We start from the raw sequence: 20,312 nt of genomic DNA on the forward strand, positions 1-20,312 counted from the left end.
TCAAACTCATCAGTAAACCCAATTCGGTCAATCGCCGGGCCGCAATGGTCGGACCGGAAAATCCGTTATTCTCAGATGGTCGTGTCGTACGGCAGCACGCGGCGTCGCCTTTGGGGGTGTGAGGATAGCGGTCAGACTGGTCTTCATGGTTTGTGGGCACTTAGACAAACAAAGTCCTTTTCGATCAATATTCTGAGTTCAGTTTGTTCGTCCCCAGAAAGGTTCCGGCAAGATAACCTCGTCGGAGTTGGCCCAGCTATTGGCGTCGGGGGCGGGTACCGCATGAACCACAATTATTCCGTCCGCAAAGAGGCCGAAAAATTACTGTTGGGCGTCTTTTCAAGGCAAGTAACCAAAGTCGTTTTCCTGGCCCAAACCGCACGTTGTCCCCATTGGTTCCTGTTTGATCAAAAGTCTCGACTTCGGAACTTATTAACCGAAAACGAAGAGTGTTCTCTCTAATTCAGTTTCATGATCCATCCTCAACGCAAGTCTTAGAATAAGGAACGTAACACGAAGCACGGTCGCCGAAATATGATCAGATCACTTTTTGCATATGGCTAACAGCCCGGATAAGGTGCGAAAGTGCTCGGTCGTTTCGACAATATTCTTCCGCCAACTATTTTCAGATATCCTTTTCCGCGGTTTTCGGATAGTCGGATCGTGGTCTCGAGCGAAAACCCCTGCCATCTCAGCTATATCTTGCCGTCGATGGGTGATCTTCTTAACTTCGCCCGCATTCATTTCACCCGTAAGCCTCAAATAATGCTCGCTCACACGCTGCTCGGCGGATGGCGTAGCCAAAATCTAGACAGTATGGCAACCGGTCACGGAGATACACACATTCGGTTAAGCTCAGGGACGAAAATTCCGACGATGATTCCATTAGGCGAGAAACTCACCCCCGCGGGACCATTAGAAGCGAGCTGTTCTCGGTGCGACGGCTATTGCGGGAAATCGCTTTCCATCCATCGCCCGGCGGAGTGCAAAAGTCTCGCCAACCTGAAACGTGCCAATGATGATCTCCTTACCCGCACTCAGGATAGCGAACCATGTTTGATCTTTCCAGCCAATATGATCGGTAAAAATGTGGCCTGATCACCCTCGAAAAAAACGTACTCTCCGCCACCAAACGAACGTCTGCGTCCAATACCAAAGGGGCCAACTATTAGCTCAGCACTAAAATGGTCGGATATTTGTCTGGACAATATGAAGCCCCCAGCGATTCCCAAAACAATAGCGTTTACATTTCATGAGCCAAATCATAAATCGAACGGCCGGAATTTGATATTTAATAAGGGGAGTACGAGGGGACTCACGCGAAGTATTTTCTCCCGTACACTTTTACTAACAGAAATTCGACTGTGATCTATCCCGGTTTACGAGAAAGGGGCCTTCTACTCATTTTACATTACTCGCTATCGATCCGGATCTTCTTTGACCGCGAGTTTTCACACTGCCGATCCGCATAAATACGCACTGGTATTTTCGCCTGTAACGTTTCGAATATAAGTGATGATCTAAGCCCAAGAATTGCTCATTAGTTGGTACGCACCATATTCTCTTTTAGGTTGGCGCTCATTTTGCAGACGACAGATGGTTGCCCTATAGAAAAACGAATGCCCATCGAGATCACCAGAGCCTACCACTTCGATTAATTATCGCAACCCGACCTTGATCCGGGCTCCGGGCATCCATGGCTCTGACGGCACTTGTTATTGTCGGTTTGCGCAATCTTGAACATTTCGATTCGGCTTTATTCGGGTATCTGATCGCGGTATCGTCGCGTTCCGCGCAATATTTTTCCGCTATGCACTTTGGCTCCAGCGTCCGGCGACGCGGGCATATTTTCCAGAGGGTTGAAGCTTTTTTTCCAGCGAAAGAAATTTGCACGTAACACACTAGATGCCACAAAAACGGTTGGCATAAACATGCTCGCCCAGAAGTTTATCTTCAAACGGGCCAAATCAAGATGGCTGATGCATTTTCTGATCATGTGGGGCTGTGTTTTGTCAGCGGCCATCACCTTCCCGCTTGTTTGGGGCTGGATACATTTCAAACTTGAGAGCGAGACAGGCTACAAAGCCTACGTATTCGGCTTTCCAATGCAGTCGATGGACGTCCACAGCGTAATGGCTTTTTTTACATTCAAGGCCCTCAATTTTACAGCCCTCATGGTTCTAGCAGGCTGTGCTGTTGCGATCCATCGCCGATTAAAGGACCGCGGAGCAATTGCTGTTCAGCAATTTCTGTTGGATTTTGTTCCCCATCTTCTATTGATCGCGATCTGTGTCTCGGGGCTTATGCTAACGGCATCGGCACATATTTCGGAAGTGTTATATGTACTCGTTCATTGCCCTGACACATCAAGCGATAATGATAATGACGCTTTTCTTCCTACCGTTCGGCAAGCTGTTTCATATCGTCCAGCGCCCGGCCTCGATCGGCGTGGAACTCTATCAGCAGCGAGCCAAAGAAAATGGAGCAGGCAAAATGTCGGCGGTGCGGCGTAGAATTCGCATCCATTATGTGGCTCGGAGATCTGAAGAGCGTCGTCGAAAAGTTGGTTTCGACTACACAATGGAAAATGGCGAAACATTGCGGACTATTGCCCACGGTGTAAGCGGGTAATGCGAGGGCTGGCATACTCCGTTCTTATGGATCGCCCCGATAAGGTCTTTCACGGCACCCGCTGACGACGAATAATTAACAATGTCAAAAGTAGAAAATCTCGCAAGCATTATTGACCGTTTTGGCCCCCATCTGCACGATGAGCCGATCGGCGGTTAGAGTGCTGAACGAAAGATCGACAAAATAGTGCCAACCCACTGCCCATATTGCGGTATGCAGTGTGGCATGAATCTGCTGGTTGAAAAGAATCATGTTGTCGGCGTAGAAACCGCGTTACGATTTTCCGGTTAACGAAGGCCGTCTGTGTCCCAAGGAGTGACTGCGTATCTACAGACACATCATCCAGATCGGCTGGAATATCCGCTGATAAAACGAAACGGCAATTTCGAGCGAGCGAGCTGGGGACGAGGCTCTAGATCTGATCGTGTCGAAATTTAAGGGACTGCAGGAAAAATACGGCAAGGATTCGATCGCTGTTTATTCAGGCTCTTCACTGACGACCGAAAGACCTATCTCGTAGGTAAATTCGCCCGCCTTGGATTGCAGACCAGGTACATTGACTACAACGGACGACTTTTGCATGGCATCTGCCGCGGGCGGTAACAATAAAGCGTTCGGCATTGACCGGGCGGCAAACCCGTGGAGCGACATTCCCCACGCGGAAGTTCTGATAATCGCTGGAGCAAATTGTGCCGAGACGTTTCCGATCCTTAATGGATTCCTTTGGAAACAGCGTGACAACGGCGGTGTGTGGATAGTCATCGATCCGCGTGAGACCCCAACAGCTCGTCAGGGCGATCTACATTTACAGCTCAAGCCCGGTACAGACGTCGCGGTCGCCAACGGCATCTTGAATGTCCTGATCACCGAAAATCTTATCGATCAGGCGTTTATCGACAGCCGCACTAATGACTGGGAAGCGACCAGGACGGCGGCATTAAATTATCCACCCGATGTCGCTTCGGAGATCTCCGGCGTTCCAGCGGAAAAGATCATTCAGGCCGCTCGCCTCTACGGCCGCGCAAAAACCGGCATGATCATGCATGCTCGCGGCATCGAGCATCATTCGAACGGGACGGAGAACGTGCTGAGTTATATCAATATCGCACTTGCGACCGGTAAGATCGGCTCGGAAGGCCGCGGTTACGGCACGATCACCGGTCAAGGCAACGGCCAGGGCGGCCGTGAGCATGGACAGAAGGCCGACCAACTTCCAGGCTATCGGTCGATGCTCAACCCGGAACATCGGAGATACATAGCCGAAGTTTGGGGCATAGACGAATCTGAATTGCCTCAACCAGGCGTATCCGCTGTCGAGTTATTCAATAAAATGCGCGAGGGCGAGATCAAAGGCCTCTTGTCGATCTGCAGCAACATGATGGTCTCGCTACCTGACACAAACCAGGTACGCAAGTCGCTCGAAGGGCTTGAATTTAACGTCTGCATCGACTTCTTTCTGTCCGAAAGCGCCCGTTACGCCGATGTAGTACTTCCCGGCACGACATGGTCCGAGGACGAAGGTACGACTACGAGCGGTGAGGGCCGTGTGATAAAGATAAATAAGGCGATAGACCCTCCGGGAGAAGCACGCCAGGACTGGCGGATATTGCAGGAGATAGCGGTCCGGATGGGCCGCGGTAAGTACTTTCAGTTTGAGTCCCCCCGGGCCATATTTGACGAACTTCGCGTCGCGTCCAAGGGTGGTAAGGCTGACTATTTCGGAATCACATACGAAAAGATCGACAAGCAGGACGGCGTCTTCTGGCCGTGCCCGACCGAGGAAAGTACGGGGACGCCACGCCTTTTCGAGGACCGGTTCGCTCACGACGACGGTAAGGCTAAATTTCACGCGATCGAGTATAAAGGGGCCGCCGAGAAGCCCGATGAAGAGTATCCTCTGATCTTTACCAGCGGGCGCATCGTTCACCAGTATTTGTCCGGTAATCAGACTCGGCGTATCGGCTTTCTTGTTCAGCAGTGCCCGGAGCCTTTCGTTGAGATGCATCCTGAAACCGCGATGAAGTACAAGATCAACGACGGCGAGCGTGTGAAGTGCAGTTTCGCGTCGCGGTGAAGGCATCTTTCCCGCTCTGGTCGTAAAAACGATCAGGCCAGACACGATCTTTGTGCCCTATCATTGGGAGGAACTCGCGGCGAATCAGATCACCAATGCAGCACTCGACCCGACCTCAAAGATACCGGAATTCAAGGCATGTGCCGCGTTTAGAGAAAATACATACGAGAGAATTGCCGATACTAGGCGAGGTACGAAAGGGAATGTCACAGAACGAAGTGCAGAGAGGAAAATAGCGCATGAACGAAACCATGTTTATCGATCCACAGCGATGCATAGGATGCAGATCCTGTGTCGCAGCGTGCCGCGAGTGTTCGACGCATAAGGGTTACTCGATGATCTTTGTCGATTACATCGACCGCAGCGAGACAACCGCAACCATGCCGACCATTTGCATGCATTGTGAAGAACCGACTTGTGCGCTTGTCTGCCCCGCAGACGCGATCAAACAAAATGAAGATGGCGTGGTTATGTCCGCTCTAAAACCCCGCTGTCTCGATTGCCGCAATTGCGTGAACGCGTGCCCGTTTGGCGTGCCGAAGTACAACTCGGCGATGCATTTGCAGATGAAATGCGACATGTGTTACGACCGAACAAGTGAGGGTCTAATGCCAATGTGCGCCAGCGTTTGCCCGACCGGTGCATTAGCCTTCGGCACCTATGAGCAGATCGTTCCGCTGCGAAGAACCAAGCCGGTCAATGCTCATGTTTTTGGCAATCAGAGTGTCAAGACAAAGGTCTACATGATGCTGCCGACAGACGCTGACGAGGTCAGCATTGATGGGTGTGGCGTTTTCGAGGGACAGATAGCTCTCGATGGCGCTCCTGTTAGGGAAGAATCGTGGATAGACACCCAAGTGGAGGAATCCGATAAAAGCAATGAATTCTAAAGCATTCGACCAAGAGTCAATCAAGAAGATACTAGCCGCAGATAATGAAATATCGGATGAAGTAAGTGTCCGCACAGCGACGGCTCCGTTTCAGGCCGAGTTCCCTTACGAACGAGACAGCGAAGCACAGGTTACAAGGCGGGAGTTCTGCAACTTTCTCTTTTTGACATCGAGTGCATTATTTCTGGGCGCAGCTGGATTTGCAGGGAAATCTGCATATGATGCTCGATCGCCAATGACCTTTACCCCGGCGAAGATCGACGGTGCTATTAGCATCGAACCCGGATCAGCCTTGAATTTCGCGTATCCTTCGGAGGAAGATACCGCGATCCTGATACGCGGCACCGACGGCACCTACGCTGCCTTTGGGCAGAAATGCACGCATCTGTCTTGCCCGGTCTATTATTCAAAAGCAAATGACCGTCTAGAATGCCCGTGTCACAATGGCGGTTTTAGCTCCAAGACCGGCGAAGTATTATATGGCCCGCCGCCGCGTCCGCTCGACAGAATTGAGCTTGAGACGATCAATGGCGAGATCTTTGCAGTTCAAAGAGAGGTGCTTGGAAATGAAGGCTAACGTCAAGCCGCAAAGACCGCAGAGCCGCGGACTCGCCGCCGTTTGGCAGGCCCGTCTCGCGATGCTTGTTATGATCAACGTGGCTCAACTCCTGGATCCTCTCGGCAGCGGTAGAGGCTGCTCTTGCTCATGCGTACACTCAACTGGCTCCGCTCGTCATTGCCTCAGGTATATGCTGGCTGATCGCACTTAGCATAATCGTTTGGTGGAAGCCCTCTCCGCCTCGATGAGTCGACCCGGTTTTTCATTAAGCTTGTTGATCTATTCCCCTCGGTTCGTGGCCACAGGTATAAGACTTGAGGGGGACGTTGTTTAAGACGTATGGATACTAAGACATTTCAGCCTGGCTCAGCTCGGGCACTTTTTTTCGACAACTGCCTTTGCCGTTACGTTTGCCGTCTGGGGTCTTATCGCCGCACTCGCCCCCACCTTCACCGAGCTATACGGCCTTTCTGGCAAGGAAAAGAGCCTTTTGATCGCGATTCCTGTCCTGCTGGGCTCGATCGGCCGTCTTTTTGCGGGAATGCTGGCGGATAAATATGGCGGTCGACGTATCTTTGCGGCTCTTCTCATATTTTCAGCGGTACCTGCGATCGCTATAGGCTTTTCGCAAAGTTACACCCAATTGCTGATCCTCGGCCTATTTCTCGGGCTCGCCGGAACATCCTTTCCGGTCGGCGTCGGCTTTACCTCAAAATGGTTCAGTCGTAAAAAGCAGGGAACCGCCCTTGGCATTTACGGAATGGGCAACATTGGACAGTCGATCGCTGTATTTTCCGCACCTGTCCTCGCGATCTACTTGGGTGACTGGCGTTATGTTTTCTTCATCTTTGCGGCCGTCACATTTAGCTGGGGACTAATGTTCTATTTTTCTGCTCAGGACGCTGCTGTAACGGCCGCTCCAAAAACACTGAAGCAGAATCTCAGCGTTCTGCGAACCTCCGGCTACGCCTGGATACTGTCATTATTCTATTTCCCTTACATTCGGCGGTTTCGTCGCTCTCGCCCTTTATCTGCCCACCTTCCTGAAGGAAATATTTAGCTTAACCCCGACCGACGCCGGGGCCCGCACGGCGGGATTCGTCCTTGTAGCAACCGTCCTGCGACCAGTTGGCGGGATCTTGGCCGACAAGATCGGAGGCGGCAAGGTTCTACTCGGTGTCTTCGCGGCGATCGCTGTACTTGCACTTCTGTTGAGCTCCGTTTCTATCGTTCCTTTCACGATCGGAGCGCTTGGTTGCGCCGCTGCACTTGGCCTGGGTAACGGAGCCGTATTTAAGCTCGTTCCTCAGTATTTCCCGAACGAAACCGCCACAGTCACTGGACTTGTTGGGGCGTTTGGCGGGCTGGGAGGTTTTTTTCCACCACTGGAACTCGGCTTTGTTAAGGACGCCACCGGATCTTATACGCTCGGGTTTGTGTTTCTTTCTTTATTTTCCGTGATTTGTCTTGTGGTCAATTATTTTTCATTTATCAAGCCAACAATGAGGAGTTACGAGAGAACCGGAGAATCTTCTTAGAACGCAATGAGTTTGATCGATGGATTTGTTTTGGCAGGCGGCCAAAGCCGACGCATGGGGCAAGATAAAGCGGCACTGTTGGTCGGAGGCAGGACGCTCATAGATCGGGCAGCCGGTGCCATGTTTTCGATCGCAAACACAGTTTATTTGGTCGGCAATTCAAATGACGCAATTACTTCGCTTCCGATAATTCAAGATCATCCCATTATGAGAGACGCCCGCGGAGCAATCGTGGGATTATATACAGCTTGTGAGCGCCAAAACCGAGTGGATAGCCGTACTCGCGTGCGACCTGCCATTTGTCACTGGCGAATTGATGACTCGGATGGTAGACATTTTGCGGCACTGCCTAGACTCGGAAATGAATCATATTGATGCCATCTTCGCCGAACAGCCAGATGGACGCAATCAGCCGCTTTGTGGGCTGTACCGGCGGGACCCGTGCCTTCCCAAGGTCGAAACAATGTTGTCCGATGGTGAATGGCGAATACAACGATTGCGTGAACGACTCCAGGTACGGGTAATTGGGTTTTCGAGATCAAAGATATTCAAGGCTCCGAATTCTTGTTCTTAAACTTGAACACACCCGAGGAATATCGAGCAGCAGTCGAAATTGAAAGATGCGACTCCGACCGGCTTTCTTGAACCCGAGATAATTCGACCGCGATGCCCGGCAATGGAACGATCATTCTGGAAGAGTTCAGATGCTGATGAACAATATGTACGAATCTGACTTATAAAAAGATCTTCGATATACGGACCCGCCAGCGGAATAAAAAGCACGAAGTGCTCGGCCGGCTTCTGGCTAATCCGCCCCCTCGGTCAGTATTTGATCCGGATCTTGTCCGGTTTGAGTGCGATAACGACCTTCTGAGTACTTGCAGAGTTCACTAGCCCGTTGGGCGCCGCACCGTTCGTGTTCGAATCAAGTCCGCATCCGGTCATTGAAATAAGGAGGAAAGCGGCGGCCGCCCCTAAAAACATCTTCATCTTCATATTTGTTTCCTACTTTCCTCGCCCCTAAAACCTTATGTGAACTCCTGACTGAACAAGCCGCGAAGTGGACGGCAGAATGCCGCGGCTGCGATCGATAATGAAGGTACGATCGAACAAGTTCTTTGCGGTAACAAAGAATGTTGTTTTCCACCGCTCGATCCGATAATTAGCCGTCGCGTTCCAGTAGGTCTGTGAAGAGAGTGCTCCGCTGTCCGTTCGCTATGGAATTGACCGTATTCAGATCATCGCCAAATTGGCGGCCTACGTACACGTTCTCGATAAATGCATCGAACCCGTTGGTGTGGGAATATCCGCTCTGACACTACCTCGCATGCGAGGTAGAAGAAGTTAGAGAATAATCATACCCTATGCAGATTGATCGAAATTGGCTTGTACGACCACCGCTATTTGAGGTCTTAGGCAGGCCGAATAGCGGTAGTTCATGGATTACTATAAACAGTCAATGAGTTGGATAAATTACCGCATATTAAGTTCACGGATTAGTAGTCAACAGCGACTTAACTTAACCCAATCTCGTCAATTGAGAAATTTGTCGTTGATTTCGGGAACCTCGATACTCACTGACGTTGTCGGCGAGCTCACGTATGAATGGACCATCGATTAGAAGATCGATATGAGTAAGGATGTAATGAATATTACTGTCGTTTTGTCCGTTCAAAGTTTCAAGCGTGCTACCAGAATAAATCGTGATATGAACGCCAAGACGCTTCAACCTGTATACGATCTCGGCGACGGAACCCGGTTGGTCGAATGGTTCCCCGCCAAGAATTGTTACGCCATCATGGCCGTACCTGTTTAGCATAACTTCTTCAACAACTGACGAGACACTGACCAAACGTCCGTTCTGCCTAGAATGTGTTTCCGGAACGTAGCATCCAGGACAACGAATCGAACACCCCGCAACTTGAACTACGCTTCTTCTACCAGGCCCATCAACGACCGAATTGTGATATATCCGATGCAGCCAGATTGACTGATTGTCGTTGCAAGTGGATGCGGTTGACAGTGGAAGTTTAGCAACATCTTTTTGGAGCGGCTTTCCGCAATTCACATTCTGGGAGGTGCCAAGGTCATCTCTTAGATTGGTGAGTACCTCGATGGAAATACCTGATACTTCGGTCGTGAGTTTCCCGCTGTCTGGTTCAAGTATGAAAGTGATCTCTTTGCTCATTTTCGTTTGCCGGTCAGTTTGCATCTCGGCGTGACGAAATACTCTTGCTTTTTAGTTTCACCAGTAGGATCGCCAAGAACTTCCTTTAGCTGTCTCGCGGTCTTCTCACAAGCGGCGCCTTGATACCCTTTTATCTCGGTTTTGCAGGTTCCAAGTTCTGTATCGATCTTAAATTCAATCTCGGGCATAATCCACCATTTCCCTTCTCAATATTTGATACGTATTTTGAGAGTCTTTCCGATCCGTTCTTTGATAAGCGTACCGCCGAGTTTCTTAGCCACCTTTCGTGCGGCCGCTTCGTGATAGCTGTTCTGGAGCCTGACCACAAAGTCCCTCCCTAAGTGGTAATTCAAGTCCATGTCGTCGATGACGGCAATGTAGCCCTTTGACGTTTTCCTGAAGCCGATATCTCCTAAAAGCGACCGTCCCCGTACTTCACGACGCCTGATTACGACGTCCGCCGTTTGTGGATCGTGTTTATCCCATCCTTCGAGAGGAATGTCGGTTCCCACAGTCGGAGATGCGAATCCGCATTCGGCCAAGGCTTCGAGAAGCAGCTCTCGATTCGGAAACGACTGAGAGTCGAATGTCATGTATTTACTCATTGAAATTCTCCCTACCTAAAGTTCATAGATTCGATCGGTGCGGTTTCCGGCGATGCCAGTATTTTCGATTCTAGAGCCCACGCCTTTGATATTGTTCCGCGCCCACTTTCGGATCTCTTCTATCTTCTCGCTCATCATCTGTGCTGTAGGCGTGATGTTCTCGGCAGCTTTAATAATGTCGCGAGTCTCGGCTTGCCGGTCACCGTCGATAAAGGCTTCAAGGACTCCGTCTTGTACTGCACCTTCGATCTCCGCGCCGGAGAAGTCCTTGCTTTTTTCTACGAGCTTGTCGAGATCAAAGTGTTCCGCATCGAGTGCTCTTTTCTTAAGGTGAACCCGGAATATCTCCTTACGGTCCTCTGTTTCGGGAAGATCGACGAAGTGTATATATGAGAACCTACCGATCCTGAATTGCTCGGATTCGAGATCGCGTACGTCATTGGCGGTAGCGAACACAAGAACATCCTGGTTGTCCTGCATCCAGTTGAGGAGGTAGGAGATGGTTCGTGCTGTCTCACCGCCGTCCGTCTTGTTGGACGACTTCATTCCTGAGACTGCCTTTTCGAACTCACTGATACCGAGAATGCCTTTGATCGTTCCGGCGATAGATAGAGCGCGCTTTATCGACATTGCCGAGGAACCGATGACGCCCCCGCCCTCTCCCATAATCGAACCGAAATCTAGATCCAGTAATGCTCGGTTTGTGATGCTTGAAGCGACACGTTTACAGAGATCCTTTCCGCATCCAGGCAGGCCGACGAGCAGTATGCCTTTACAGGGTTCGACGTGGCGAGCCTTCGCTCTCGGACTGAAAGTGTAGGCTGCGCGTTCGAGGATGGCTCGGAGTGATTGGTAGCCGCCTAGGTTGCTTGCCGGTTCAGGATGAACATAAGTCAACGAACCGCTGCCTCGGATTACGTTCTTCTTTTCCTCAAGGATGACATTGATCGAGTCTTGATTGAGACCATTGCAGCTGATAACTGCCTTAGCTACCACATTGCTGATCTCGACTGCTGTTAGACCAAGGAGAGACTGCTGCAGTGCAACCTGGGTTTCCTTAGTAAGGCTGATATCGAGACCATTGGAACGCAGGTTCTCAAACTGAAGTTCTATCGAATCTTCGATCTCGGACTCCTTCGGAAGATCAAGATCTATCTGCGTGACCTCTTTTTCGAGTGTTTTTAGTTCGGGAAAATTCGGTCCTACAAAGAGAATGGTGGCCTTCGTCGATTTTAGTTTCCAGGCGATCTCACGAAGTCGTCGAACCAGTAACGGGTCTTCCTGCCCATACGGTGAGATGTAAGGTGCGTAGTCACACAGCAGGAAGATACCTGTTTTCTGCTCGCTGATAAAGCCAAGTAGACTTTCTGGATCTTCCGTGTCGCCGATCGTTTGAGGCGAGCTTAGCAGTCCCTCCTTTGGATCCGATACCTTCTGAAGACCACTTGGCCGGCTCCAAAAATAGAGAGGCTTTTCTTTATGCCTATCCTGAAAGACGAGATCGATCAATGCCTCTCTAACTCGGTCTTCTTCGAATGTATTGATCGCGATAAGCGGATATCGGGCTCTGATCCTGATATCGAGCTCATGCAGGAACTTCCGGATGCTGTCGGCACCGGTTTCTAATTCAGACATTATTTGTTTACTGGAAAGTGTTTAAGAAACGGAATGTGTGACAAGACGCCCGTTATGGCCGTTTCGTCCATTGTTGCCGGTCGGTTTAGCTGCTTCGGTCATTCTTTCGACCTTCTGCATTTCTTCTCTTGAGGCGATGCCGTTGTCGATCTTGAACCCTAGATTTGCTAACGCCCTGCCGACAGCACTTGTTTCGCCGTTTTCGATAAAGGATGTTGTGTTTACATACCCCTGCCCCCGGATCTCGAAGGCGTGTCCGGTAGAACTAGGCTCCGCATCATCTCGGTTCCGGTACGCTCCGGCTTTTATACATACGAAACCGCTGTCTTCGTTAAGTCTTATAATCTCTGTAACGATCCGGCCGTCCGGATACTTCTCGTAGAACTCTGCTATGCGTGCGTGAACCGGGATGTATTTGCTCAGGTCGAAGTTTGCCATTTTTAAGACCTCGTCTTCGTTGATCTAAAGTTCGAGAGCGCTTAGCCGATCTTCATCAAGGAGTTTCTTTGAATGAACGGATGTCATCCTCAGAAGGTCGCTTAGAGCGGTTCGCATCTCTTCCGGCGAACGCTGCTTGGCTTCGCGGCCGGCGGCTGTCTGTAGTTGTTCGAGAACATTTTCAAGAGATGTATCGCCCGTGAAGTTCATCAACTGATACCATTCGCACATCTGACGTGCCCGTTTAGCCAAAGAGCCTGACACAAACTCCGCGTCCTTCATTCGTTCTGCCATTTCCGAAGCGGAATCGAAGATCTTCGCCGTTATCTGGGCAAAGCCTTCCTTGATCGGAGAAACGGCTTCTTCAGCTTCGCGTCTTGCCGCCTCGATCTTCATCTCGCGGATACGCTCCTTTACCTCGCGTTCTCGCCGGGTTTCAGCAGTCACCTCATCGACCTTTATTTCTTCGATGCGGCGTTTCGCATCGATCTCAAGATCGATCTTTATCTGATCAGAATTTATACGAGTGGTTTCGAGTGCAAGAGATTTTGCGAGGTTTCGCTCGGCGATCATCTCCGACCCGAGAATAATCACCTTCGGCTTCATTGTTATCACAAGGCCATCGCGGATCATCTCGCGTGTCGGGACCATTCCGATGGCTTGTGCCGCGACCGCATTAACGAACTCCTCTCTATCAAAGGCTTCGTCGCTCGTGGCCTCGAATCTGTTGGCAGAATCTCTCGCAAGCTGATAGAAACTGTCCTGAAGGATTGTGAGGATTTCGTCGTATTTCGAAAGAACCTCCCTCTTTGCTGCGGCGAGAGTTTCGCAGGCTTGGAGATATGCCTTTTCAAAACTTTCAAACGCCGTCCACGGAATCCACTTGTACTCGCTTGTTCCCCAGACGGTCTCGCAAAGCGTGAATCGGAAGCCGAATTTATTGAGGGCGTTATGAGCCTGAGCGGCTCCTCGCATCAGGCGATTCCGATAGATATCAGGCAGCAACCCGGCTCGCGGCGGACTCACTCTGACGGCCGCATTCTCAGGTAGCTGAACTCCAAGAGTTTTCCATTCCAATTGCCGAACAAGACTACCGAAACCTCGACAATCGATGTTCATGAAGATGCCTTCACTTTCCAGTGTTGAAAGATCGAATGGAAGAGACTCAACCTCTTGAGCACGAATGCCCAACTCCGTCGCGGCTCGGTCCTTTCTGGTTTCAAGCCGAGCCAGTACTTCTCTGGCAATTTTGGACCGCTGATCAACCAAAGAACCCGGAGAAATTTCTTCGGTCGATGTATCCTCTATCTGAGAACCACCGAAGACGTTTCGGAGCACCGAAGATGCTAGTGACGGCAATACCTGCGTGCCGGTAATTCCGGCAGACGTTTGTGTTTCCATTCGCATCCTGTCCACCGCTCAATTTTTAACGATTCCGTCTTGCTGAAGACACTCGGATAATGGCCTCGGGACGTGAGCCTCGTCACGACAAACTTTGATCCCGTCGATGTCAACAGATTCCAGTTCACTGAGACAGAAATATCCCCATTCGCGCTCAAGCCCGACGACATAACCAAAAAAGCAAATGTCGTCCAGGGAAGAATCGCCTTCTGTTACGAACCATATCCATCCGCTCAATGGAAAGCGGAACACGGCAAAGACGGCGGGGTCCTTGTTCCCCTCTTGGTCACCAATCTTTGGCAGAGCGTTCTTAAGTTCTTCCGATAATAGTTTCGACATACAGGTTTGACGCTTTTCAGCTATTCGCATGATGTCTGCCGCCTATTTGTCTTGCCGTCGAAGCACGGGCGATCGCTCTTCCCAAAAACAGCGGTTGGAGTTATGTAGGTCGATCTTGTAGTGCCGCTCTCCACATCTATATAGACCGCATACCGTTTTAAGGATCGAGTCAATAGCATTGACGAAAGGATCTCTGCGATTTCGATCGCTACTCGCTGGTTTACGTTAAGGCCTTGCTCACCGAGGCTTACCCGTTCGGGACACGACACATCGCTCTTGGTTTCAATTCTTTCTGGTTCAAGAAGATCGGAGTGCTGAAGCGACGGAGCAGGTAGTGCTCGGCAGATACTAGTTCCCGTGAAGTATTGTTCGGGTTTAAGGCGCTTGGTCGTCGAACCGAGCAATACTTGGCCCGACGATCTTCCGTTACCACCGTCTATCCACCAGAGTCTGGACGCGTCACCGTAACCGCGAAACTCATCAAGTGCCAGATGCATCTTTCGCCGAGCAAGGTAATTATCGACGCAACCGACGATGATCGTCAGACTCCTGTAATCGCTGTTCGAGCTTTTAAGATGTCTCTCGGGATCAAACTTCTCGCACGAGAAACTGGTTTCTATTCCCCAGGCCGTAGCAACTCTTTCGGCAAGCGTCTGCGCCTTATACCGCCCAACTTCCGCGAAGCAGAAATTGCTGCGCGGTATATTTCCGTTTTCTACCACGTCCGGGTCAACGATCAGCATTTCAGCAGATTTATTTTGCTGCTGCTTCAGTTCGAAGATCAATCGGGCTAGAGCAGGGACGATAAAAGAACCTGTTCCTCCGGCACCGACGACAATGAATCGAAGGGTGCTGTATTCGACCGGCATTACGACAGCGGCCTGCGAGAAGCTAAGATCGATTTCCATTACAACGTCATCTGAAGCAGAGCTTCGACCTCATTCAGATCGACAACTCCGCTTGGCAAGTGTCCGATCCAGGAAAATGGAATTGGGACAAGGTGGTCGTAGATCCCGCAGCGGAATCTAATCTTTGGTTTATCGTGAACGTCCGCAATTATCCCGAAGATGCGGAACTTTCCCGATTCGTCGCGGTCATCTGCAGTGCTGAACTGATATGCCCCATCCGGGTGCGTATGGATCTCGATGCAGGCCTCAGAGTATTCCGGCCGTCTATCATCGGCTATGGTTGAGGCATATGTCCTGTCACTGCTCGACGTACTCCACTCCCACGCGTATCGCTCGCTGTCCCAGTAGATAAGATAAAGTTCCTCTCTAAAATTCTCCTTCGAGTTGGAAATTTGGGCGTGTTTGCAAATCTCGTCCCATACACGACTTGGAACTCTTGGCTTAAGCCATGTGATACCTACAAATGCGGTTGGAAGGCCCTTTATCTCTCTGAACACCAGAGGAACTGAAACCGTAAATTCATCACGCTGAGCTCGTAGAAGTACGCCGTTGCCCGCGAGAAGGTACTCGTAAAGAATGGCTTCTATCGGCTCGAATCGCTCTTTTGCGATCCGGTGACCAATAAACTCGTTTCTTATTTCCATACTCTTATTTAGAACCGTGAGTCGTACCTTCGCTGTTCAACGATCGTTTCCCATGCGTCGTCGATTGTAGTGCTTGATAAGAGTAGTTCGGACTTTGGAAACTTCTTCGCCTTGTCAGCCGCCAGTTTCCAAAGAAGTTCGCGTACATCTTGCGGTTCGGTGAGGCATCGCTCGCCGGCGTGGTCAGCATTGAATGGCGTTTCAAAGATCAGTTTCCACACTTCGCTAAGAGTAGAAGGATGTGTTTCAGGGACTTCATTCTTTCCAAAGCAGATCTTACCCGAGCCGACATTGGGCAGAGGAGCAACAGCAAGATTGGTGTTAGCCGATATGTGAGATGAAGGCGCGGCCCAGAGATAATATTCCCGTCCTTTACCGAGAAGGATGAGAGGGGGCAGCGGAACTGAGATTTCAAAAAGTCCCTTGTCAGCAAAAGCGATGGTTATCTTTCGTATTGCGGCTGGTTCGTACGAGAGGATCGCGTTGCCTTCGGGAGCCTCGCGGTAACGCAAGACTCGTTTACCAAGCCATCCCGTATCTGTATGAACCTTTCGAAAAGCTCTAGCCACTTGGTCACTCGAAAGAGCCTTCAAAGACACAGACGATTCTTTAAGATCGGCAAAGAGATATTGACCCGGCAGGAAATACAGCGCCGCAGAAGCATCGGCAGGTACTTGCAAGGGCCTATTCATCGCTTAGCTTCACCTCCACGACGATATCTTTCCCGTATTCCAGAATGAAATAAGCTCACTAAAGAACGTCTGAGCATCTTCCTCGATCCTTCTATCCAAATGTTCGAGATTTTTGAAGTATAGGTTTGCGGCCTTATACGCCTCGGTCAGTCCCTCAACAGTCTCTTTATTCCATTCGAAGAACTCCGGATATTGGCAGTTAGTAACGTCTAGCCACGGATTACCGGTGGAGTGATCGACCAGTCGGATCAGATCGCTGAAAGGTTTTTCTTTTGAACGATGCTTTTCTTTCCAGATATTTGCATGTGCCGTCTTGATCGCAGGCAGTGACTCTTTATCAACTCCGTACTTTTCAGAAAAGTAATTCCAGATCTCTTCATCTTCGTTGAAATAGAACATCAGTCCGGCCAGGTAACTGTCCCTAAGGTTTGCGAAATCAACTTCTTCGCAACACAGGTCGAAGTTCATCGGCGGGATGGCAAATCGTTCAAGTTCCAGCTCCGGATCATCATGCCAGTATTCGAGCAATGGAAAGCGGTTATCATTTATCAGCTGAAAGAACTCATTCGTACGTTCGTTGTACGCCTTGAAATAACCTGCTCTGTAAAGACTCTTTGTTGATTGTTCCCAGTCTTTTGGAAACATTTCAATATAGAGCCGATATTTGTGCTGTTCCGATACGACTCTGGAGACTGTTTCGCATGCATATATGGCGTTGTAGCTCTTTGCCTTAAATCGCAGGTATTCGAGAGAGCGGTTCAGACGTTCGCCAAAGCCAAACACCGGCTTTCCGTTCTCGGCCCTCGCCGATCCTAATCCGGTCATGGAGCCTCCTTACCTCAGAAGCCAGTCGGAATATAGTCGATCGCTGATGCCGGGGTCTTCTGAAACGCCTTTCGGTGGGATTCGATTACTTCGATCTCCTGAGTACCGATCGTTAGGATGTTCTCGGCCTCATTTACTTCCTCGACGCTCAAAAGTTCTGCCGCCTCCCGCCGCATTAGCCGTTCCGCAAGAATGATCGCCGGATTGATCTGCTCGTTCTCAGCCCGCAATACTTCGAAAGGCGATTCATCAGGCTGCATAGCCCTTATGCTGAGCTCGTTTGACGATGGTGACGCTGAGTTTGCCGTCCTTAACCTCACGGGTGATGTTCGCGTTCTCGATCGAAGCGAAATGCGGCTGAAGCACAACCTTAAGTGTCTTATCTTCCTGTGCGAGAGATGAATCCAGTTCGAAGGTCTGGCCCTCGATCTTTATCGTCGCCTTCGGATCGGTCACCGGAGTTGTCGCATCCGTGCTTTCCGATGATTCCGTTTCGGCGCCGTTCGCGGTTTCCGGCGTACTTTCATCCGGAGGCGTATTAGTTTCGTTTTCCATGATTTTCTATGAAGCGAAGAGGGACTGTTGATCCTTCGCTGGTTCCTGCGGTACTGCACTTGATGTTGAAGTTGCGTCGGCGCCCGTGACCGCCTTCTCAGAAGGGTTATCTGGACTTTTCGGAGCACTCTTGGGAGTTCGCTTTCTGGTTGTGGCCTGCTCCTTCTTCATTTTCTCGGCCGCTAGTAGCGGCAGTGAGTTTCTGTACTGTTCGAGGGCGATCGATATCGGATCGGATAGATATAGCTCACCACTTTCGTTACAAAGGTTCGTAAATGCGATCTGCGGAGCAAAGTCATGCGAACGCACACTGACAATGCAGTCTCTTGAACCATTGGATTCGGGCAGTAACTGGATCACGGCCGTGACGGTGCAGGTGTCAAAGTTATACGGTTCCTTTTCAGATAGGACAACCGATCTTACGGACTGTTCAGTGTCGTTTCGATCTGACACTGAGCCATCTAACCATTCTATCGAGCGCGTTGGCTCAGGGTCACTCTCAACCTCAGAAGCGGACTTAACCGCATCATGTTCTTGAACTTCGGCGACTTCGTTAATTTGTTCGGGAGTTGGGGCAGAATTGAGTTCTACTTTTAGGTCACGGATCGGCTCGACATTTGCGAAGGTATCAGACGAGTCCAACATCGAAACGATCTCCTCCTCGCATTCGGGCTTGCACTCGTTTGCGTAAGATGGTCGCACTTCGGCTGATTCTTTCGAATCAACGATACCGAGGAACTCGTCTTCTGCGTCGATGGCAGATTCGGTCTTGATATCGGCCTTGATATCGGTCTTCGATTCAGCGAACGTTGCTTCCTCAAAAGGACTGGGGGGACTCGAACGCGGGATTGGAGTAGATGACCGTTGAACCGTTTCACGTTCGATATCTCGGAGCCGCTCCAGAAACTTGCTCAGAAAAATGTTCCGGATCGTTACTTCCTCATGGGACCGGGTCATATACTCGGCACCTTTCCAGAGTTCCAGTCCGATCTGCTGATTCGTCTGTCCGCTGCTTTGAAATCCCTCGTTTTGACTAACCTCATTTGCGAGCGTTCTGGCAGTGAAGATCAGTTGTTCTATCTTCTCGCGATTATCAAGCGGAATGAACGAACCGCTATTCAGAATTTCCATATCTCTATCTCCACAGTCCTATCCACCGCTATTTTTGTTTCCCCAGTCGTCATCGGACAAAAGAAAAAAGGCTCGCGAAACCTTGCGAACCTCTATATCCGATAAGCCTGGATGTTATTTTTACGCTGCCGCAGCGAAAGATGTAGCGGGGTTTGACGGAGAAACGAAACGTTCTTGGTTCTTCTTAAGGATCCGCGAAATCGTTGAATGAGTAGTATTGATCGAACGCGCCGCACGTCGCAAATTCCCGTTGGATCGTCTTAACGCGTGTTCAATAAATGTTGCGGCCGCCTTTACGTAAACACTATCCAAATCATCAGTTTCGGGGTCGAGGATTACTGTCAGATAGCTTCCATTTTCATCAGCTATCGGTAACTCCACACGCGGGCCTCTGTCGCTGTCGCGCACCATACGACTAACGCATTGATGAGTGATTTCCACCTCATCAATAGATTCCACAGCGAGACGGGTGGCAAAGTTGCGAAGTTCGCGGTAATTGCCCTTCCACTCCAGTTCTTGGATTGCGGAAAGAGCATCCTTTTCGATTCTGAACGGCAATTCTATACCTATAGTCACTCTCTCTTTTTCCAACTGATCCAAGAATGTCTCTAAAATCCTTTCCTTCTGATATCTGAGAGGTAAAGTTTCAAGTTGTAGAATATTCAAGCGATCAAATAGATCCGCCCTGAATGAGCCGCTGTTCACCATCGATTGTAGATCTCTGGAAGTCGCGGCTACGATTCGAACATCTATCTCTCGGTCCCGCGTCCCGCCGACACGACGAATACGCCTTTCTTCTACCGCCTTTAGAAATTTTGCCTGAAGACTTAGGGACAACTCGCCGATCTCGTCGAGAAAAAGAGTCCCTCCGCTGGCAGTCTCAAAAAGTCCGGCCTTAGGAGCGACTGCGCCTGTAAACGCACCTTTTTCGTAGCCAAAGAGTTCGGATTCTAGAAGTTCTGATGAAAAACTCGCGCAATTTACTCCAACGAACTCCCTCCCCGATCGGATGCTAAGATCGTGGATTTGTCGGGCTATCGTCGTTTTGCCAGTGCCTCTCTCACCGGTGATGAGAATGTAATGCGGAACTCGCGCGTACAGAGCTATTTTTTCCTCAAAGACCGACGACGCAGTGTCTGTGTTCGCATAAACATACTGACTGTCCATTAGCAATGACCCTCCGAATACTGCTTCAAAGGTCCGTATCAATGCGGAATGTGTTTCTTCATCCGGTAGCTCCGACGTTTCGTTTGGAAAGC

General features: G+C 50.2%; 21 protein-coding genes and 2 pseudogenes. 7 read left to right on the plus strand and 16 right to left on the minus strand.

The genetic code is table 11. The annotated features are described in order from the left end of the window. Positions 1 to 585 precede the first annotated feature (585 nt). From IPG22_22870 to IPG22_22900, 7 genes and pseudogenes are all read left to right on the plus strand, one after another. Positions 586 to 1,098, plus strand: coding sequence for a hypothetical protein (locus IPG22_22870; protein MBK6591110.1), 513 nt, complete (start codon positions 586 to 588; stop codon positions 1,096 to 1,098). A gap of 719 nt (positions 1,099 to 1,817) precedes the next feature. Then, positions 1,818 to 2,513: a hypothetical protein gene (locus IPG22_22875; protein MBK6591111.1), complete on the plus strand. Its 696-nt coding sequence runs from the start codon at positions 1,818 to 1,820 to the stop codon at positions 2,511 to 2,513. Positions 2,514 to 2,844: 331 nt separating this feature from the next. Next, positions 2,845 to 5,030, plus strand: a pseudogene (locus tag IPG22_22880) (molybdopterin oxidoreductase family protein). Continuing rightward, complete coding sequence (locus tag IPG22_22885) at positions 4,945 to 5,595, plus strand: 4Fe-4S dicluster domain-containing protein (GenBank protein ID MBK6591112.1); 651 nt, start codon at positions 4,945 to 4,947, stop codon at positions 5,593 to 5,595. The pseudogene IPG22_22880 and the gene IPG22_22885 overlap by 86 nt, the downstream one beginning before the upstream one ends. Then, positions 5,585 to 6,172, plus strand: coding sequence for a Rieske 2Fe-2S domain-containing protein (locus IPG22_22890; protein ID MBK6591113.1), 588 nt, complete (start codon positions 5,585 to 5,587; stop codon positions 6,170 to 6,172). The genes IPG22_22885 and IPG22_22890 overlap by 11 nt, the downstream gene beginning before the upstream one ends. Before the next feature lie 343 nt (positions 6,173 to 6,515). After that, positions 6,516 to 7,692 (plus strand): annotated as a pseudogene (locus IPG22_22895) (NarK/NasA family nitrate transporter). Between the two features lie 6 nt (positions 7,693 to 7,698). Then, positions 7,699 to 8,067, plus strand: coding sequence for an NTP transferase domain-containing protein (locus IPG22_22900; protein ID MBK6591114.1), 369 nt, complete (start codon positions 7,699 to 7,701; stop codon positions 8,065 to 8,067). Positions 8,068 to 8,514: 447 nt separating this feature from the next. On the opposite strand, the gene IPG22_22905 is transcribed toward IPG22_22900, so the two are convergent. The 16 genes from IPG22_22905 to IPG22_22980 all read right to left on the minus strand — a co-directional run bounded on the left by IPG22_22905 (position 8,515) and on the right by IPG22_22980 (position 20,220). Continuing rightward, positions 8,515 to 8,688, minus strand: coding sequence for a hypothetical protein (locus tag IPG22_22905; GenBank protein MBK6591115.1), 174 nt, complete (start codon positions 8,686 to 8,688; stop codon positions 8,515 to 8,517). 523 nt (positions 8,689 to 9,211) lie between these two features. Beyond that, entirely contained in the window at positions 9,212 to 9,880 is a 669-nt protein-coding gene (locus tag IPG22_22910) for a radical SAM protein (GenBank protein ID MBK6591116.1), read from the minus strand. Next, a complete protein-coding gene (locus IPG22_22915) occupies positions 9,877 to 10,068 on the minus strand; it encodes a DUF2997 domain-containing protein (GenBank protein MBK6591117.1) in 192 nt (63 codons plus the stop codon). Before IPG22_22915 ends, IPG22_22910 begins: the two co-directional genes overlap by 4 nt. Positions 10,069 to 10,086: 18 nt before the next feature. Continuing rightward, positions 10,087 to 10,485: a DUF1257 domain-containing protein gene (locus IPG22_22920; GenBank protein MBK6591118.1), complete on the minus strand. Its 399-nt coding sequence runs from the start codon at positions 10,483 to 10,485 to the stop codon at positions 10,087 to 10,089. 15 nt (positions 10,486 to 10,500) lie between these two features. Then, positions 10,501 to 12,120 carry an AAA family ATPase gene (locus tag IPG22_22925; protein ID MBK6591119.1) on the minus strand — a complete coding sequence of 540 codons (1,620 nt, stop codon included), beginning with the start codon at positions 12,118 to 12,120 and terminating at the stop codon, positions 10,501 to 10,503. 21 nt (positions 12,121 to 12,141) lie between these two features. Then, positions 12,142 to 12,558, minus strand: coding sequence for a hypothetical protein (locus IPG22_22930; GenBank protein MBK6591120.1), 417 nt, complete (start codon positions 12,556 to 12,558; stop codon positions 12,142 to 12,144). Between the two features lie 24 nt (positions 12,559 to 12,582). Further along, positions 12,583 to 13,959 carry a hypothetical protein gene (locus IPG22_22935; protein ID MBK6591121.1) on the minus strand — a complete coding sequence of 459 codons (1,377 nt, stop codon included), beginning with the start codon at positions 13,957 to 13,959 and terminating at the stop codon, positions 12,583 to 12,585. An 18-nt stretch (positions 13,960 to 13,977) separates the two neighbouring features. Then, the gene (locus IPG22_22940) at positions 13,978 to 14,298 is read right to left on the minus strand and encodes a hypothetical protein (protein MBK6591122.1); all 321 of its coding nucleotides are present in this window, start codon (positions 14,296 to 14,298) and stop codon (positions 13,978 to 13,980) included. A gap of 20 nt (positions 14,299 to 14,318) precedes the next feature. Further along, entirely contained in the window at positions 14,319 to 15,206 is an 888-nt protein-coding gene (locus IPG22_22945) for a ThiF family adenylyltransferase (GenBank protein ID MBK6591123.1), read from the minus strand. Beyond that, positions 15,206 to 15,850 (minus strand): Mov34/MPN/PAD-1 family protein, encoded by a 645-nt coding sequence (locus IPG22_22950; protein ID MBK6591124.1) that lies wholly within the window; start codon positions 15,848 to 15,850, stop codon positions 15,206 to 15,208. The genes IPG22_22945 and IPG22_22950 overlap by 1 nt, the downstream gene beginning before the upstream one ends. 8 nt (positions 15,851 to 15,858) lie before the next feature. Next, positions 15,859 to 16,419: a hypothetical protein gene (locus tag IPG22_22955; protein MBK6591125.1), complete on the minus strand. Its 561-nt coding sequence runs from the start codon at positions 16,417 to 16,419 to the stop codon at positions 15,859 to 15,861. 132 nt (positions 16,420 to 16,551) lie between these two features. Further along, the gene (locus IPG22_22960; protein ID MBK6591126.1) at positions 16,552 to 17,367 is read right to left on the minus strand and encodes a hypothetical protein; all 816 of its coding nucleotides are present in this window, start codon (positions 17,365 to 17,367) and stop codon (positions 16,552 to 16,554) included. 14 nt (positions 17,368 to 17,381) lie between these two features. Further along, entirely contained in the window at positions 17,382 to 17,627 is a 246-nt protein-coding gene (locus tag IPG22_22965; protein MBK6591127.1) for a hypothetical protein, read from the minus strand. Beyond that, positions 17,617 to 17,922, minus strand: a complete 306-nt coding sequence (locus IPG22_22970; GenBank protein ID MBK6591128.1) for a hypothetical protein — start codon at positions 17,920 to 17,922, stop codon at positions 17,617 to 17,619. Before IPG22_22970 ends, IPG22_22965 begins: the two co-directional genes overlap by 11 nt. A gap of 6 nt (positions 17,923 to 17,928) precedes the next feature. After that, a complete protein-coding gene (locus IPG22_22975; protein ID MBK6591129.1) occupies positions 17,929 to 19,053 on the minus strand; it encodes a hypothetical protein in 1,125 nt (374 codons plus the stop codon). Between the two features lie 120 nt (positions 19,054 to 19,173). Then, a complete protein-coding gene (locus IPG22_22980) occupies positions 19,174 to 20,220 on the minus strand; it encodes a sigma-54-dependent Fis family transcriptional regulator (protein ID MBK6591130.1) in 1,047 nt (348 codons plus the stop codon). Between the last annotated feature and the right edge of the window lie 92 nt (positions 20,221 to 20,312).

This window comes from Acidobacteriota bacterium, assembly GCA_016703965.1.
Lineage (GTDB): Bacteria > Acidobacteriota > Blastocatellia > Pyrinomonadales > Pyrinomonadaceae > OLB17.

Excerpts from the sequence above, each read along its gene's own strand:
- IPG22_22885 (MBK6591112.1), top strand. The coding sequence starts at position 4,945 with ATGAACGAAACCATGTTTATCGATCCACAGCGATGCATAGGATGCAGA.
- IPG22_22890 (MBK6591113.1), top strand. The coding sequence starts at position 5,585 with ATGAATTCTAAAGCATTCGACCAAGAGTCAATCAAGAAGATACTAGCC.
- IPG22_22900 (MBK6591114.1), top strand. The coding sequence starts at position 7,699 with ATGAGTTTGATCGATGGATTTGTTTTGGCAGGCGGCCAAAGCCGACGC.
- IPG22_22905 (MBK6591115.1), bottom strand. The coding sequence starts at position 8,688 with ATGAAGATGAAGATGTTTTTAGGGGCGGCCGCCGCTTTCCTCCTTATT.
- IPG22_22910 (MBK6591116.1), bottom strand. The coding sequence starts at position 9,880 with ATGAGCAAAGAGATCACTTTCATACTTGAACCAGACAGCGGGAAACTC.
- IPG22_22915 (MBK6591117.1), bottom strand. The coding sequence starts at position 10,068 with ATGCCCGAGATTGAATTTAAGATCGATACAGAACTTGGAACCTGCAAA.
- IPG22_22920 (MBK6591118.1), bottom strand. The coding sequence starts at position 10,485 with ATGAGTAAATACATGACATTCGACTCTCAGTCGTTTCCGAATCGAGAG.
- IPG22_22925 (MBK6591119.1), bottom strand. The coding sequence starts at position 12,120 with ATGTCTGAATTAGAAACCGGTGCCGACAGCATCCGGAAGTTCCTGCAT.
- IPG22_22930 (MBK6591120.1), bottom strand. The coding sequence starts at position 12,558 with ATGGCAAACTTCGACCTGAGCAAATACATCCCGGTTCACGCACGCATA.
- IPG22_22935 (MBK6591121.1), bottom strand. The coding sequence starts at position 13,959 with ATGGAAACACAAACGTCTGCCGGAATTACCGGCACGCAGGTATTGCCG.
- IPG22_22940 (MBK6591122.1), bottom strand. The coding sequence starts at position 14,298 with ATGTCGAAACTATTATCGGAAGAACTTAAGAACGCTCTGCCAAAGATT.
- IPG22_22945 (MBK6591123.1), bottom strand. The coding sequence starts at position 15,206 with ATGGAAATCGATCTTAGCTTCTCGCAGGCCGCTGTCGTAATGCCGGTC.
- IPG22_22950 (MBK6591124.1), bottom strand. The coding sequence starts at position 15,850 with ATGGAAATAAGAAACGAGTTTATTGGTCACCGGATCGCAAAAGAGCGA.
- IPG22_22960 (MBK6591126.1), bottom strand. The coding sequence starts at position 17,367 with ATGACCGGATTAGGATCGGCGAGGGCCGAGAACGGAAAGCCGGTGTTT.
- IPG22_22965 (MBK6591127.1), bottom strand. The coding sequence starts at position 17,627 with ATGCAGCCTGATGAATCGCCTTTCGAAGTATTGCGGGCTGAGAACGAG.
- IPG22_22970 (MBK6591128.1), bottom strand. The coding sequence starts at position 17,922 with ATGGAAAACGAAACTAATACGCCTCCGGATGAAAGTACGCCGGAAACC.
- IPG22_22975 (MBK6591129.1), bottom strand. The coding sequence starts at position 19,053 with ATGGAAATTCTGAATAGCGGTTCGTTCATTCCGCTTGATAATCGCGAG.
- IPG22_22980 (MBK6591130.1), bottom strand. The coding sequence starts at position 20,220 with ATGGACAGTCAGTATGTTTATGCGAACACAGACACTGCGTCGTCGGTC.